This is a genomic window from Rhodococcus sp. IEGM 1330, from assembly GCF_033142445.1.
Classification (GTDB): Bacteria; Actinomycetota; Actinomycetes; order Mycobacteriales; family Mycobacteriaceae; genus Rhodococcoides.
In genome coordinates this window covers 105,744-119,950 of record NZ_JAWLSB010000008.1, presented here as the reverse complement: position 1 = coordinate 119,950, position 14,207 = coordinate 105,744, and the positions used below count along the sequence as shown (strand labels likewise).

Here is a 14,207-nt window from a genome sequence, read left to right as displayed (position 1 = left end):
TCGTCTTACCTCCCCAAACGGGCGGCAGGCACCGCGAGAAGTCGTGAAGTAGCCTGAAAGTACAGGCGTTAACGGGGCCGTTATTTTGGTGGAGCCACGCAGGAGGGTCTTGTACCGATGGAGAAGGCACCGAACATCCGCCGACGAGACATCGATGCTGCTCACGCGCCAGATTGTAGCTGCTATCGTCAGACTTCGGCACCGCTAAGGATCTGCCTCATGGGCGAGCACCTGGACTGGCACGGAGGCAACTCGGTTGTAGCCGCCATCCAGCACCGAGCGTTTGTGGGGTTGGGCCGGCCAGGACTGAAACTGCCAAGAGTTCTCGGAATTGATCGACTGACGCGATACCTCTCCAATGAGAAGACCCTGTCCTTGCAACCGGTGGCGGTAAGGGTCCATCCGGGATTGGATGGTCTCGGTCTGGGCTCGACTTCAGCCGTAATGGTCGCAGCAGCCTTTGGTATGCAGTCGGTAGCCTCAAGTGTCTACATAAGACAGGCAAGAGCGGTAGATGCGGCTTACCGTGCCGAGTTCGAGGTCTTCAAGGGTGGTGGGATGGATCATATAGCGTCAGGGTTCGCGGGAATAGCGTTGACATCAGGTGGCTTTGGGGCTTTGCCGGTCGTCGACCGTCACGAGCTGAAATCATTTGGTCAAGATGGCCTGTCGTTCATTGTGATAGATACAAGAATTCCCAAGCAATCAGGTTCGATCATGCGCCAATTGCGAACTGAGTACAAAAAAGAGATGCAAGATTATGCAAATTCGGTCAGCGATCTAAGCGATGTAGTCTTCGATTCTATAGTGGCAGGAAATGTTGATAACATAGTTCAGTTGTTTGAAGCAGTTCAGCGTCAAATGGTCAGATTACCTCCGGTTTGTCCGCCATCTTTGATTGAGATTATTGAGGAGCTGGCTCGGCATAAAATTCGTGGAGTTAAAGTTTGTGGGTCTGGAGGAGGCGGAGCGCTCATATTTCCTCATATTCCGGGCTCAACTGAGCATGCAACTATTCTAGATAAGTTCTTTCCAAAATTGAGTTACTTCCGGACCGGCCTGTCTGACGACCCAGTACGAACTGATCATGAGGGTGCTGGTGTTTGTTCGGGGTGAGCGAGTCTTGTCGTTTGAGATACGTGTTTGAAAAAAAGTGACAGTCCAGTGGTGATTAATTCGCCGATCTTTCGCTACCGCTGTGTTGGGCAGTCCAGCGGTATCAGCTTTCTGCTGAGTTCAGCTTGACCGGTTGCTATTGTGCCAGCCGATCTCGATCGATCGAAGGTCCGGCGTCAAGCCTGAGAGTCTGCCTTTGAAGTTGTTGGGAATGGTGTTCTAAGTCAGGCGGGTGCGTGCGGCACGGCCCATTGGGTCAGGGCGGAGGCGGTCGCGTCGTACCGGGTTTCCGTACTTTGAGAGTTTCGGACGGATGCCGTGAGCTTATGAAAGGCCGGCCGTGCCGTCGACGACTCCTTTGACGAGGGTGCTTCGGTGTTCACCGCCACGTACAGTGATCATGAAAGTGAGTATCTCCGTCCAGGAAGCGAGATCCACGAGTGCGTGCTGTATCTGGACGTGGACGGGTCTAGGTGGTATGAAGTGGCTTCGACTGTGTCGGTTGTTTCTGAACATTGGCCTCGCAGCGTTCATTTAGACGGTTCCATAGGCCGAGCCGTCGACCTGATCGCCATCGGAGATGTGGCGTAAGTGTTCAATCGAAGACCGTCGCCATTAGCTGCCCCCAAGAGGGGCGGGGTTCGGGGCGTTTTTTCGGATGATCACAGGCCTCCCTGTGACAACATGGAAAGGTCGATTATTGAGATGGTGTGATCGAGACGGCGCCATCTTCCTTTCGCATAATTTCCAAGTAGCCGGCACGATATCCGCGCCCCTCAAATAAAGAGATCGCCGGACGATCGCGGCGAGCTCCTCGATTCCCCTGTTGGGGGTATTGAGTCTTCGTTCGAGACGAGTAGTGCTTCGTTGACTTCGTGTCGAGCGCAGTGAAAGTTGCAATCGGAGTTGGGTCGAGTAGTAATACTGCGCTCTCTCCAGACTTCATTGAAGGGACGAATGGCCACGTCGCCATATCGATGGGCGCTGTTTCCTCGATGATAGGAACAGACGAAGCAGCCTGACGGGGAGATGGTGGTCCTGAGGTCCGCGACCGGGCACGATGCATAGTTTTTTATCTGGCCCGTTTGTTCTTCTGCTGATTGGGCGGCCAACATGCTCGAAGAAAATTCGACTTTAAAACTGTCTGAAGCTAGCATTCTTGCGTTGGTCAAAGACTGTCTAATTTTTCCTCGGTCGATTTCTGAGAGAGCCATAATTTGATGATTAGGCTGCATCTCCGCCTTGAATTCGATATAGTCGCATCCCAATTGTTTTGCTAAAGCGGTGGCAGCCATAATATCGTCTATATTTCTGGATCCTTGTTGCGCCGTGTAACCTGACTGTATTACGAATGAGTACCCAACCGTCCCGCGCGTAGCGGGGTCAATCTCGGCAATCTTGCGAATTCCGTCTATTATTCTCTCGAATGTCTTGAGACTGGAACCTGTTGTACGTTGGGGACGGACGCGTGCATAGGTATCCGGTGAACCCGCGTCCATGGAGATCCGGATCCACTCGCATGACTTAGCGAGAAGGTCCACATATCTATGAATCATGGTTCCATTAGTCACGAGGCCAGTTTTTATCTTATGTTCGCGAAGACCGGCAATGAGCCGAGGTGTATTGGGGTGTATCAGCGGTTCGCCTCCGCCGATAAGTATGACAGCCATCACGCCCATTTCTGCAAGCTCGGCTGGGAATTTACTCAATCTCTCGGCGGAGAAACGTGACTGGTTAAGCACATCCATTGTGATGCAATTCGGGCATTCGAGGTCGCAGAAGCTGGTGGGATCGAGTTCAACGACGATTGGCCCGACTGTCTTTGAGTTTCTCGCCTCACGGATCCGCTGTTGTATCCGTGGATGTCCAAGCTTCCCGAGCAGGTCGAGTGGCTGGTGGGTCAAGTTGTGGCCTCCAGGCTGGTAGTGGGCCGGGTTCGGAGTTTCATGGAATCTGTGCACGATCGTAGACGACTGAGCGCGATTGTAGGAGAACCATCGGGGCAGTGGAGTCCGCTCATTCGGCCGGTAATGCTTGCGCTTGTCCGATCGAACCGTAGGAGAATTTATGATTACCGTAGTGATCATCGCGGTGTTGTCGTTCTTGTTGGGACTCCAGAACGGGTTCCTGATGGGTCGCAAACTGGGCTCGACGCAGGAGCTTGCCCGTGTTGAAGTCCTCATGCCCGTAGAGCGGCCGCGCGGCAAGAGCGGTCGAAAGCGCCGTAGATAAGACAGTAGTTATGCTTTCGTCCAGGGGCGCTCGAATGGCAATTATTCGGGCGCCCCTCGGCCGTTCCCGTTGGCAATGGTTCTGAGTGACGGCTGAGCGCTGAGCTACCGATTGGCCCCCTCGATCAACGGCACGATGGCAGGCCGTACTCACTCACGCGCCGGCATCGTCGGGGATCGAACACGCTGTTCTGCAGAAGAGCGAAGGGCGGTACCGTGGCGAGTTGCCGCTATCGGCCTGCCAAGTCCGGCCGGTCATTGGAGTCCGCGGCTGGACAGCTCCTATACGAACGTTCTGAACCCCAACCCTTGCGGTGGAGCATAATGGCTTGTCATCCCGGGAGAGATAAGTGATGACCCTGAGGGCCTGGCTATGGCCTCTTGCCGAAGGAGCATGGACCGTTTGAGGGCGTCTCGCAGCTTGGCAGACTCTTCCGAGCGAGTGTCGCGGCGGTGCTGCGTTCGATTCCATCGTTGCGGTGGGCGATTTCAGCCAGCACTCGGATTGTCCGTCATCGCGACGACGTCGCGGCGAACCACCTCTGGGAACGCGTTGGCTTGACAACATCCTTCCACCGTGATGATCGTTCCTCGCAGGTCGGTAGTGATCAAAGCTGGGACAGCCCGGTGGTCGCTCGAAGGCGCGCGAGGTGTGTAACCGGTTTCTGCTGGCGATGGGCAGATTCACGCGACGTTAGTTTGTCCGGGATGTCTTTCTGTTTCCCTACCGTCGTCTGCTGACGATCGACAAGCAAGGACTGACCGGTAGGACGGTTCAACACCACAGCGTGCGCACTGTTCGATCACCCAGTTCGCCGTCGAAACCCGAAATACACTGAACTGGACGCCGGTTTCAAGTCTGGATTACGGGGGGGAACGCGTAGCCGTGTCAGAAGCATGTCGAGTTGTACGGGGCCAAAGCGACCGTCTCGGACTGTTGTGTGTTGACCTTACTTCCAAGACGTGGTTGGGGTGGATAGAACCTGTAGATCACCGACCGCCGTACTTCGAGGTGATGCGACTCTCCAACCATTGCAGCGCAATCGTGGGCGGCAATGCCATCACGAGGATCAACACGACGGTACCCATGATGTTCTCCATCCGCACCAGGCTGACGTTGCGCAGAAGTTCGTATCCGATTCCACTGGACGACGAGAACATCTCGGCGAGAAGCAGTCCCAGGAACGCCAAGCCGAAGGTCATCCGCATACCCGTCGCCAATGCCGGGAGCACCGCGGGAATGACGATCTGACGGATCAACCTGGGCCAGCTCACCTGCAGTGACGCTGCCATCTTGAGATGGATTCTCTGGACCGACGCCGTCGCCTCGACCGCGACGAGGAACATCGGGATGAAGGCGGCGTAGAAGGAGAAGCCGAATCGACTCAGTGCGCCGATCCCGAGGAACGACAGGAAGATCGGGTACAGCACGATCTTCGGAATGCTGTTGATCGAGTAGACGATCGGGGCGATGGTTCGGGTCCAGAACGGACTCAGTCCCAGCGTCAGGCCCAGCAGGGAACCCACGACGGTGCTGGCGAGGAAGGCGAGCACGAGAATGCGTAGGGAGTCGCCGACATTGGCGCGGAAGTCCGCCTTGCCCAGGTCCTCGACGAGCGAGGCCATGGCCTCGGCCGGCGTCGGGAAGATGAGACTGTCGACGAGAACAGCCGCGAACCACCAGATCAAGACCGCGACGACGGCCACGACCAGTGGTGGGAGGAACCGTCGGGCGTTGGTGCGGCCCGCGGATGAGGTCACCTTCGGGGGAATTGTCGGTGCGGTGGCTACTCTGTGCAAGGTGCTGCTCATCAGCGGCGCCTCCAATCGAATCGGTTGAGCGCGAGAGAGATCAGCGAGGTCGAGAGCAAAGCGATCAGCGCCACGATGAGGATCCCGGCGTACATATCGGCGATGTCAAACCCGTCGTAGGCAATGGAGATGAAGTGCCCCAGGCCCTGCGTCGACAGGATGAACTCACTGGCCAACACTGAGATGACGGCGTACGAGAGCCCCAATTTGAGTCCGGTCACAATGCTCGGCAGCGCATACGGCAGCAGCACCGATCGGAAGTACTGCCACCGCGTGAGCATCAGTGTGGTTCCGAGCTTGGTGACGATCGGTGACACCGAGTTGAAGCCGGTGCGTGCGTTCAACGCGACCACACCGAAGGCGAAGATGGTGGACAGAATAGCGATCGGAGCCACCCCGGCCCCGAACAGCACCACCATGATCGGGTACAGCGCAAACGTCGGGACGGCGTAGTAGACATTGAGGTACGGCTGAAACGCCCTGTCCCACAACTCGTACCGCCACAGCACGTACGCGGCGGCGACACCGAGAACGGAGCTGAGCACGAATGCGAGGACGATGATGCCGAGCGTTCGGCCCAACTCGTCGATCAGGAAGTCCGGGTCGGTCAGCAGGCCCAGCGACGTCGAGATCATGTCGGTCACCGGAACGATGTCCAGCGGTGAGGCGAAGAATCGTGCCGAGATGTCGATGGCCACCAGTGCCGCGACGAGGATGAGCACCGTCCATCCCCATGCGGGGAGACCGAGTTGGGTGGAGGGGGCCGGTCGGATGTATCCGGGAACCACGGAGGCGCGCGTGCTCTCGCGCGTGGGCGCACTCATGGTTCGATGCTCATCGTCTTCTTGGCCTCGTCCCGCAGCCGCGACCAGATGCGTTCGTGCAGAGCCACAGCGTCGGGACTGGCCAGCACGTCTTCGGATCGTGGGCGCGGCAGGTCGATGTCCACCTCGTCGATGAATCGGCCGGGCCGCGCACTCATCACCAGCACGCGATCGGAGAGCAGCACCGCTTCCTGGATGCTGTGGGTGATGAACAAGACTCCACACGTGAGCTTTTCGACGATCTTGAGTAGCTCGTACGACATGACCAATCGCGTCTGCTCGTCGAGTGCACCGAACGGCTCGTCCGCGAGAATGAGATCGGGTTCCATGGACAGGCAGCGCGCGATGGCCACACGCTGGCGCATACCGCCGGACAACTGGGTGGGGTAGTGGTCGCCGAACTTGGACAGCCCCACGGTGTTCAGCAGCTCGTCGGCGCGGGCTCGACGTTCTTTCTTGCCGACACCCCGCACTTCGAGGGCGAACGCGACGTTGTCGCGAACGGTCCGCCAGGGCAGCGTCGCCGATTCCTGGAAGATCACCGCAGTCTTGGACCGAGGGCCGGTCAGCGGCTGGCTGTCGACGTGCACGGTGCCGCCGTCGTGGTCCTGAAGTCCGGCGAACACCTCGAGCAGAGTGGACTTGCCGCAGCCACTGGGGCCGACGACGGAGACGAATTCGCCTCGGCCGATGGACAAGTCGATCTCGTGGAGGGCGGTCACATCACCGAAGCGCCGCGAGACCGACGAGGCGACGGCGATGGCGGAGGTGGTGTCGGGTCGGGGTCGAGTCGCTGCGTGAGTCACGTCGATACCTTCTGGTGGTGGGAAAATGCTGTCAGGAGTCGCAGTCGCCGGGGACATCGTTCTCGACTCCTTCGGCGAGGAACTCCGGGTCGAACAGTGTGCAAAAATTGGGTACGCGATCGCTCCCCGACGCTTCCACGCCGTCCTGGGCAGATTCGACGGACGCTGTGTCGAAGCCGCCTCCCCAGGTGTCGACCGAGGACGCGCGTTCGACCACTGCGGTGGCCGACTCGACGTCGAATCCCGTGTACGCCGCGTAGATTTCGGCAGCGGCAACAGGATCGGCCTCGATGGATGCGACCGCCTCGGTGTAGCCGGCGTTGATCGCGCGCACGACGCCCGGGTTGCTCGCGGCGTAGTCCTTGGTCGTGGTGATCGTCGACTGCAGGAACCGTGACATGTAATCGGGGCTGCTGACGATCAGTTTGAAGTCCTCGGGTCGCTGTTCGGCGACGATGGAGGGGACGAGGGCGATATCGACGTTGCCGGCTTCGAGTAGTGCGAAGCCCTCGCCGATTCCGCCGGATGCGACCCGCTCGATCTGGCCGGCGTCGACGCCCGCGAGAGAGGGAATGAGGCGGGTGAGGGCGTCGGACGCCGAGTTGGGGCGGGTGTAAGCCCACCGCCGGACGTCCTCGATGGAGTTGATGTTGGGGTTCGAGGCGAGCGCGTAGAAATTCATCGGGTACGGCCCCTGGGTGCCGCCGCCGACGATGCGGAGTTCGGAGCCGGCCGCGTCCGCCTGCACGATCGACGGGTAGCTGACTTCACCGATGGGGATGTTGCCGTCGAGCAGCGTGCGCATGGTTGCGCTGCCGCCCTTGCCCGGCACGATGTTCTCCACGATCACACCGTGCTTCTCGAACAATCCCTGCTGCTGCGCGACAAGCCAAGGGATGCTGTAGATTTCGGCCGCTGCCGAAACGGTGACATCGATCGTGACCGGATTGGCAGGGTCCGCGTCGGGACCGGGATCTGATCCGCAGGCCACCAATGCGGTGGACAGCGTCAGTGCTGCCATGATGGACGTGGCTCGGCGTAAATGCATCTGCGTCCTCGCTGGATGATCGGCGTCGCACGGAATCCATGTAGTCCGCGTATCGCCGAGGTCTGGAATGTCGGCTGTCACAGCGTCGGGTGTGGTGAGACCTAAGTAACAGCTGCGATCTACCTAAACATAAGATATATAGACCGTCAAGGGGCGTGTATCTGCGTCTCGACGCGTTGATTCGGTCAGTTTCGGTCGCAAACATCTGATGTATGGAGCCGGATTCGAGTCAACCGGCACCGCGCACGCGATCGATGCATGACCGTGCTTCGGCCAGGCTAGGCTCGAGCCGATCGTCAGCCGTCGTCGAGAAGTAGGGGGAGAAGTGGCCGAACCGGCATCGCTCAAGGGCTCGGCCAAGAGCGTCCCCGCGTATGCGGTTCTCGCCGGACATCTTCGTAGCCGCATTCTGTCCGGTGAGCTCCAACCGGGGGAGCGGCTCCCCGGTGAGGCCGAGCTGACCGCTGAATTCGGCGTCGGGCGTAGCACCATTCGTGAAGCACTCCGGTCCCTGGCCAGCCAGAACCTGATCGAGACGACTCGGGGAGTCACCGGGGGAAGCTTCGTCGCCGTCCCCAGTGTCGGGCACATCAGCGAGCACCTGGAAACCGGTGTCGCGCTGATGGCCGCCGCAGAGACCGTCACCGTCGACCAGCTCATGGAAGTGCGCAACCTGATGGAGGTGCCGGCCGCAGGCATCGCTGCGTTCCGTCGCACCGACGAGCATCTCCAACAACTCAACGCGACGATCTTCGACCCCAACGAAGTACAGGGTCCCGAGACCTTCGCCAAGAACCAGGAATTCCACCTCGTCTTGCTTCGTGCGGCCCACAACCCGCTGCTCGAGCTCATCACCGCACCCGTCTTCCGTGTCTTGTCCGGCCGATTCGGTCGGGATCACGCGCCCGAGGGGTTCTGGCAGTGCGTCGACAGCGACCACCGAGGACTGCTCGACGTGGTGGAGGCCGGTGATTCCATGGCCGCAATGGACTTGATGCGCAAGCATCTCGACCACCTCGGCGACTCGTACCGACAGATGGATCGACTGCGCAACCCGTAAACATCTGCTCTTTATCGGGTCGATACACCTGAAGTTGGTAGATTGCCGGTTTTCTCGAACCCTTGACGCCGTAAACATCTGATGTTTATGGTCTAGGTAAGGCACTCGCCAAACCGACACGAGGAGACACGGTGGCATTCCATCCGGCCGTTCTGGGGCGCTTCTTCGACGACTACGCCGTGGGGGACGTCTACCAACATCCCTTCGGGCGGACGATCTCGGAGACCGACAACACGTGGATCACGCTGCTGTCGCTCAACACCAACCAGAACCACTTCAATGCGCACCTGGCATCACAGAACCCCATCACCGAGGGGCGCGTCATCGTCAACTCCGGCTTCACAGTCTCTGTGGTGCTGGGACTTTCGGTGATCGACATGAGTCAGAACGCGATCTCGAACCTCGCCTTCACCGACATCAAGATGTCGCACCCGGTGTACGCCGGAGACACGCTCTACGCCGAAAGCATCTGCACCGGGTTGCGTAAGTCCGAGTCACGTCCCTACGCCGGCATCGTCTCGATGATCACCCGCGGCCTCAATCAGGATGGGGTCGAGGTCATTTCGTGGAAGCGCTCGGTCATGGTCGCGACCCGCGACAGTGGCATCGGGCAGAACTACTTCCCCGAAGCGCAGAACGGCCCGCTCGAACTTCCCGCCGACCTTGAACTACAGACGAAAGATTCAGACGCATGAGGCCACTCGAAGACGTCCGCATCATCTCCCTCGAGCAGTACGGGGCAGGCCCGTTCGGTAGCTTGCATCTGGCTGACCTCGGCGCGGATGTCATCAAGATCGAGGACCCCAGTGTGGGCGGCGACGTCGGCCGCTACGTCCCGCCCTACAACGAGGGCGAGGACTCGCTGTTCTTCGAGAGCTTCAACCGCAACAAACGGTCGCTCTCACTGGATCTTTCGACCCCGAGCGGGCGGGCTGTGTTCGAGGACCTCGTCCGTACCAGCGACGCCGTCTACTCGAACCTCCGCGGTGACGTGCCCGAGAAGATCGGCATCACCTACGACCAGCTCAAGCACCTCAATCCCGCGATCGTGTGCTGTAGCCTCACCGGCTTCGGTATGACCGGCCCGCGCGCGAAAGAGCCTGGCTACGACTACATTCTGCAAGGTCTCGCCGGCTGGATGAGCGTCACCGGTGATCCCGACGGTCCGCCCACGAAATCCGGTCTGTCGCTGGTCGATTACTCCGGTGGCTTCGTCGCCGCGATCTCACTGCTGTCAGGATTGCACGCTGCCCGACGCGACGGCATCGGTGGTGACTGCGACGTCTCGCTGTACGACACGGCGATGTCTTTGCTCACCTACCCCGCGACGTGGCATCTCAACGCCGGCTTCGAGCCGATCCGCACGAAGAACTCCGCTCACCCGTCCCTGGTTCCGTTCCAGGCCTTCGAGGCAACGGACGGCTGGCTTATCGTCGGCTGCGCGAAGGAGAAGTTCTGGGACCGCTTGGTGGTTGCCATCGATCGCCCGGACCTCGGTGCCGATCCGCGGTTCACCAACTTCTCGCTGCGTGGCAAGAATCAGGACGTGCTCTTGCCGATCCTGGAAGAGGTGTTCGCTACGAATACCGTCGAGCACTGGCTATCGAAGCTCGGCCCGGCCGGGGTGCCGACCGGTCCGATCAACGACGTCGAGCACGCACTGACGGAACCTCACACGCTCGCACGCAATCTTGTGGTCGAGACCGAGCACCCGGTGTACAACACGGTTCGCCAGGTCGCCTCACCGGTGAACTTCGGTTCCGAGGCCAAGCAGTACCGCCGAGCGCCGCAGCGCAACGAGCACTTCGACGACATCGTGCGCGACCAACTGGGCTACGACGACGAACGCGTCGCGAAACTGAAGGCGGAGGGTGCCTTCGGTACGGCGAAAGACGGGGTGCGGGCGTGACTTCGACGATCTTGGCGGAGTGGGCATCGAGTGTCACCGTTGCCGATCTGTCCGAGGACGTCCGGCACGCGGCCGCGCGTCACCTGCTCGATGGCGTCGGCAATACCGTTGCGGCCCAACGTCTCGGCTACGGCCGGCCGGGCTGGACAGTGGCCGAAGCCCTCGGAGGCCCACCAGAGGCGCGGCCTCTCACCGGCACCCGAGGCCTGTCCGCGCCGGCAGCCGCCTTCGCGACCGGGGTGATGCTGCATTCCCTGGACTTCGACGACACGCATGCGGGCGCACTGGTGCACGCGACGGCCGTATCTCTTCCCGCGGCATTCGCTGTGGGGCAGCAGGTGTCGGCCTCGGGTTCGGATGTGCTGACCGCCGCGGCTCTCGGTCTCGAAACCGCCTGTCGCCTCGGTGAAGTCAGTCCGCACGGCTTTCACGCTCGGGGCGTGCACGCCACGGCAGCGGTGGGTCCGTTGACGGCCGCACTCGTTGCCGGACATCTCTCGAAATTCGACACCGAGACGTTGGTCAACGCCCTGGGGATCGCCGGGTCGTCGAGTTCGGGACTGCTCGAGTTTCTCGATACCGACGCCGACACCAAAGCGCTGCATCCGGGATCAGCCAGCATGAACGGTGTGCTGGCCGCCCGGCTCGCCGCCGCCGGTGCCACCGGACCATCCTCGGTTCTCGAAGGACGACGCGGAATCTACGCTGCGTTGACCGATCGGCCGACGAACTTCGCGGCACTGACGGAGGGACTCGGCACGCGGTGGGAAGCCACCCGGATCGGCATCAAGCCGTATCCCAGTTGCCAGCTGATGCACGTCACACTCGATGCGGTGTCGAAGGCGCTCGGGAACAATGCGATTGCGGCGAGCGATGTCGCTGACATCGAGGTCTTCGTTCACCCCGATTCGAGTCCGTTCGTCTGCGGACCGAACACCGGCGTCGCGTCACCGCGCAGCACCTACGACGGCAAGTTCGACCTCCCGTGGAGTGTGGCCGCGTTACTGCACGACGGAGCCATCACCGTCTCGACCTACACCGACGAATCCATCGCACGCGAAGACGTCCTCGTCACCGCCCGCAAGGTACGGGTGACGAACCTCCCGTCCGAGGTTCCCGCGGCCGCCGCGTCGGGCAGGGCGGTTCTCACCCTCACCGACGGACGAGTGCTCGACGCGTCCGTCGGCGGCAGTCAAGGGTCTGCCGGGTTCCCACTGAGCGATGACCGTCTGCTGGAGAAGTTTCTCGGCAACTGCGGCAACGACTCTCGTGCCGCAGAGCTGTCCGACCGCATCCTCGGTCTGGTCGACGAAACCGACCTGACCGCCATTCTCGATCTCGCCGCAGCCATCGCGCCGGCACCGTGACACTTTGATCGACGACACCCCAATCGACAGGACATCATCATGGACTTCACGTACGACGAACAGCAGATGGCATTCCGGAAAGCGTTGCGCACCTTCGTCGACAAGGAAATCATCCCCGTCGCGAACGAGTGGGAGAAGACGGGGCGATACCCCACCGAGATCGTCGAACACATGAAGGCCATGGGCCTGTTCGGGATCACGACGCCGGAGGAGTACGGCGGTCTCGACCTCGATAAGGTCTCGTTCACCCTCGTCTACGAGGAGCTCGCCCGCGGCTGGATGGGCGTCGCCGGCATTCTCGGCAGCCACAACCTCTCGTGCTGGATGATCGGCAAGCACGGTACCGAGGAGCAGAAGAAGACTCTGCTGCCCAAGCTTGCGTCCGGTGAATGGCGAACGGGCGTCGGTCTGACCGAGCCCGGTGCCGGAACCGACCTGCAGGGCATCAAGACCACCGCCAAGCGCGACGGCGACCACTACGTCGTGAATGGTGCCAAGACGTGGATCACCAACGCCCGACACGCGAATGTGCTTCCGGTACTGGTCAAGACCGACTCCTCGACCACGCCGGCGCACAAGGGAATGTCGCTGCTGCTGATCGACACCACGACCGACGGGTTCGAGGTGCAGCGCGACATGGGCAAGCTCGGCTACAAGGGCACCGAATCGTGTGAGATCACCTTCACCGATGTGCGCGTTCCCGTCGATGCGCTGCTCGGTGGTGTCGAAGGACGTGGTCTGCAGCAAGCACTGTCCGGTCTCGAGATCGGCCGCCTGAACATTGCGGGCCGCAGCGTCGGAATCGCTCAGGCTGCCTACGACGCCGCCCTCGAATACGCGAAGCAGCGCAACGCATTCGGGCAACCCATCGCCGAGTTCCAGGCCATCCAGCTCAAGATCGCCGACATCGCGACCCAGCTCCAGGCTGCACGTCTGATGACGTACTGGGCGGCATCGCAGGCTGATTCGGGCAAGCGCGTCGACATGGAAGCAGGCATGGCGAAGTACTTCGCCTCCGAGGCCGCCATCACCGCCAGCCTCGAAGCCATGCGGATTCACGGTGGCTACGGCTACTCCACCGAGTTCGTCGTCGAGCGCCTCTACCGTGACGCCCCGCTGATGGCCATCGGTGAGGGCACCAACGACATCATGCGCACCGTCATCGCGAAGTCCCTCGTTGCGGGTACGGGAGTCATCGGATGAGGTCGGCCCTGACGTACCTCTACGTCCCGGGGGATGTACCTGAGCGGTTCGACAAGGCACTGGCATCGGGCACCGACGCAGTGGTGTTGGATCTCGAGGATGCCGTCACCGCGGCGAACAAGGACCATGCTCGTGCGACGGTGGCTGCGTGGGTTGCGGCCTGTGAACCGGGTGTCGTGCAGATCTGGGTACGCGTCAATCCAGGGGCGTTGCAGGAGAGCGATATTCGCGCAGTGCTGCACCCGAATCTGACGGGCCTCTGGCTGCCGAAAGTGTCGTCTGCTCGCGAGGTTGAGCAGGCCGTTGCACTTCTTGGTGAGAGCAGCGTTGTGGTCTCGCCGCTGATCGAGACGGCCGGTGGCGTGTTCGCTGCCCTCGAGATCGCCCGGGCACCGCGGGTGCGGTTTCTCCAGATCGGGGAAGTGGACCTCGCCGCCGATCTCGGCGTCGACGGTTCTGCGGAGTCACTGTCGTTCGTGCGGGCTCAGGTAGTGGCAGCCAGCGTGGCGGCCGGAATCGATCCACCACCCGCGGCGGTGTCGCGAAACTTCCGCGACTCCGAGGCCTTCGAGGCCGATACCCGAACGCTTGCCGGCCTCGGTTTCGTCGGTCGTGCGTGTATCCATCCGGCCCAACTCGCCCCTGTGCGCACGGTGTTCGTGCCTACGGAAGACGAGGTACGTGAGGCAGAGCAATTGCTGGCCGACCTGGAACGGGCCGAGTCGGGTGTGGCCGTCGACAGCAAGGGATTTCTGATCGACGAGGCAGTGGCACGAACCGCTCGACGAGTGGTGGAGCGGGGTGCCGCGCGGGAGACGATCAGCAACTGAC

General features: G+C 61.0%; 12 protein-coding genes. 7 read left to right on the top strand and 5 right to left on the bottom strand.

Annotated elements, in window-relative coordinates; genetic code table 11:
- The first annotated feature begins 117 nt into the window (after positions 1-117).
- The gene (locus R4P57_RS18905; RefSeq protein WP_317804363.1) at positions 118-1,116 is read left to right on the top strand and encodes a mevalonate kinase; all 999 of its coding nucleotides are present in this window, start codon (positions 118-120) and stop codon (positions 1,114-1,116) included.
- Between the two features lie 776 nt (positions 1,117-1,892).
- Here the strand turns inward: R4P57_RS18905 and R4P57_RS18900 are convergent.
- The 5 genes from R4P57_RS18900 to R4P57_RS18880 all read right to left on the bottom strand — a co-directional run bounded on the left by R4P57_RS18900 (position 1,893) and on the right by R4P57_RS18880 (position 7,810).
- Positions 1,893-3,020: a radical SAM protein gene (locus R4P57_RS18900; RefSeq protein ID WP_317804362.1), complete on the bottom strand. Its 1,128-nt coding sequence runs from the start codon at positions 3,018-3,020 to the stop codon at positions 1,893-1,895.
- 1,317 nt (positions 3,021-4,337) lie between these two features.
- Entirely contained in the window at positions 4,338-5,108 is a 771-nt protein-coding gene (locus tag R4P57_RS18895; RefSeq protein WP_317804361.1) for an ABC transporter permease, read from the bottom strand.
- Between the two features lie 50 nt (positions 5,109-5,158).
- Positions 5,159-5,983, bottom strand: a complete 825-nt coding sequence (locus R4P57_RS18890) for an ABC transporter permease (protein WP_317804360.1) — start codon at positions 5,981-5,983, stop codon at positions 5,159-5,161.
- The gene (locus R4P57_RS18885; protein ID WP_411742396.1) at positions 5,980-6,744 is read right to left on the bottom strand and encodes an ABC transporter ATP-binding protein; all 765 of its coding nucleotides are present in this window, start codon (positions 6,742-6,744) and stop codon (positions 5,980-5,982) included. The genes R4P57_RS18890 and R4P57_RS18885 overlap by 4 nt, the downstream gene beginning before the upstream one ends.
- A 76-nt stretch (positions 6,745-6,820) precedes the next feature.
- Entirely contained in the window at positions 6,821-7,810 is a 990-nt protein-coding gene (locus tag R4P57_RS18880; RefSeq protein ID WP_317804358.1) for an ABC transporter substrate-binding protein, read from the bottom strand.
- Between the two features lie 352 nt (positions 7,811-8,162).
- On the opposite strand from R4P57_RS18880, the gene R4P57_RS18875 reads away from it, so the two are divergent.
- The 6 genes from R4P57_RS18875 (at position 8,163) to R4P57_RS18850 (ending at position 14,206) form a co-directional block, all read left to right on the top strand.
- Positions 8,163-8,897 carry a FadR/GntR family transcriptional regulator gene (locus tag R4P57_RS18875; protein ID WP_317804357.1) on the top strand — a complete coding sequence of 245 codons (735 nt, stop codon included), beginning with the start codon at positions 8,163-8,165 and terminating at the stop codon, positions 8,895-8,897.
- A 131-nt stretch (positions 8,898-9,028) separates the two neighbouring features.
- Positions 9,029-9,592, top strand: coding sequence for a MaoC family dehydratase (locus tag R4P57_RS18870; protein WP_317804356.1), 564 nt, complete (start codon positions 9,029-9,031; stop codon positions 9,590-9,592).
- Positions 9,589-10,806, top strand: a complete 1,218-nt coding sequence (locus tag R4P57_RS18865) for a CoA transferase (protein WP_317804355.1) — start codon at positions 9,589-9,591, stop codon at positions 10,804-10,806. Before R4P57_RS18870 ends, R4P57_RS18865 begins: the two co-directional genes overlap by 4 nt.
- Entirely contained in the window at positions 10,803-12,173 is a 1,371-nt protein-coding gene (locus tag R4P57_RS18860) for an MmgE/PrpD family protein (protein ID WP_317804354.1), read from the top strand. Before R4P57_RS18865 ends, R4P57_RS18860 begins: the two co-directional genes overlap by 4 nt.
- 39 nt (positions 12,174-12,212) lie before the next feature.
- On the top strand, positions 12,213-13,376 hold the full coding sequence (locus R4P57_RS18855) for an acyl-CoA dehydrogenase family protein (protein WP_317804353.1): 1,164 nt from the start codon (positions 12,213-12,215) through the stop codon (positions 13,374-13,376).
- Positions 13,373-14,206, top strand: a complete 834-nt coding sequence (locus tag R4P57_RS18850; protein WP_317804352.1) for an HpcH/HpaI aldolase/citrate lyase family protein — start codon at positions 13,373-13,375, stop codon at positions 14,204-14,206. The genes R4P57_RS18855 and R4P57_RS18850 overlap by 4 nt, the downstream gene beginning before the upstream one ends.
- Position 14,207 lies beyond the last annotated feature (1 nt).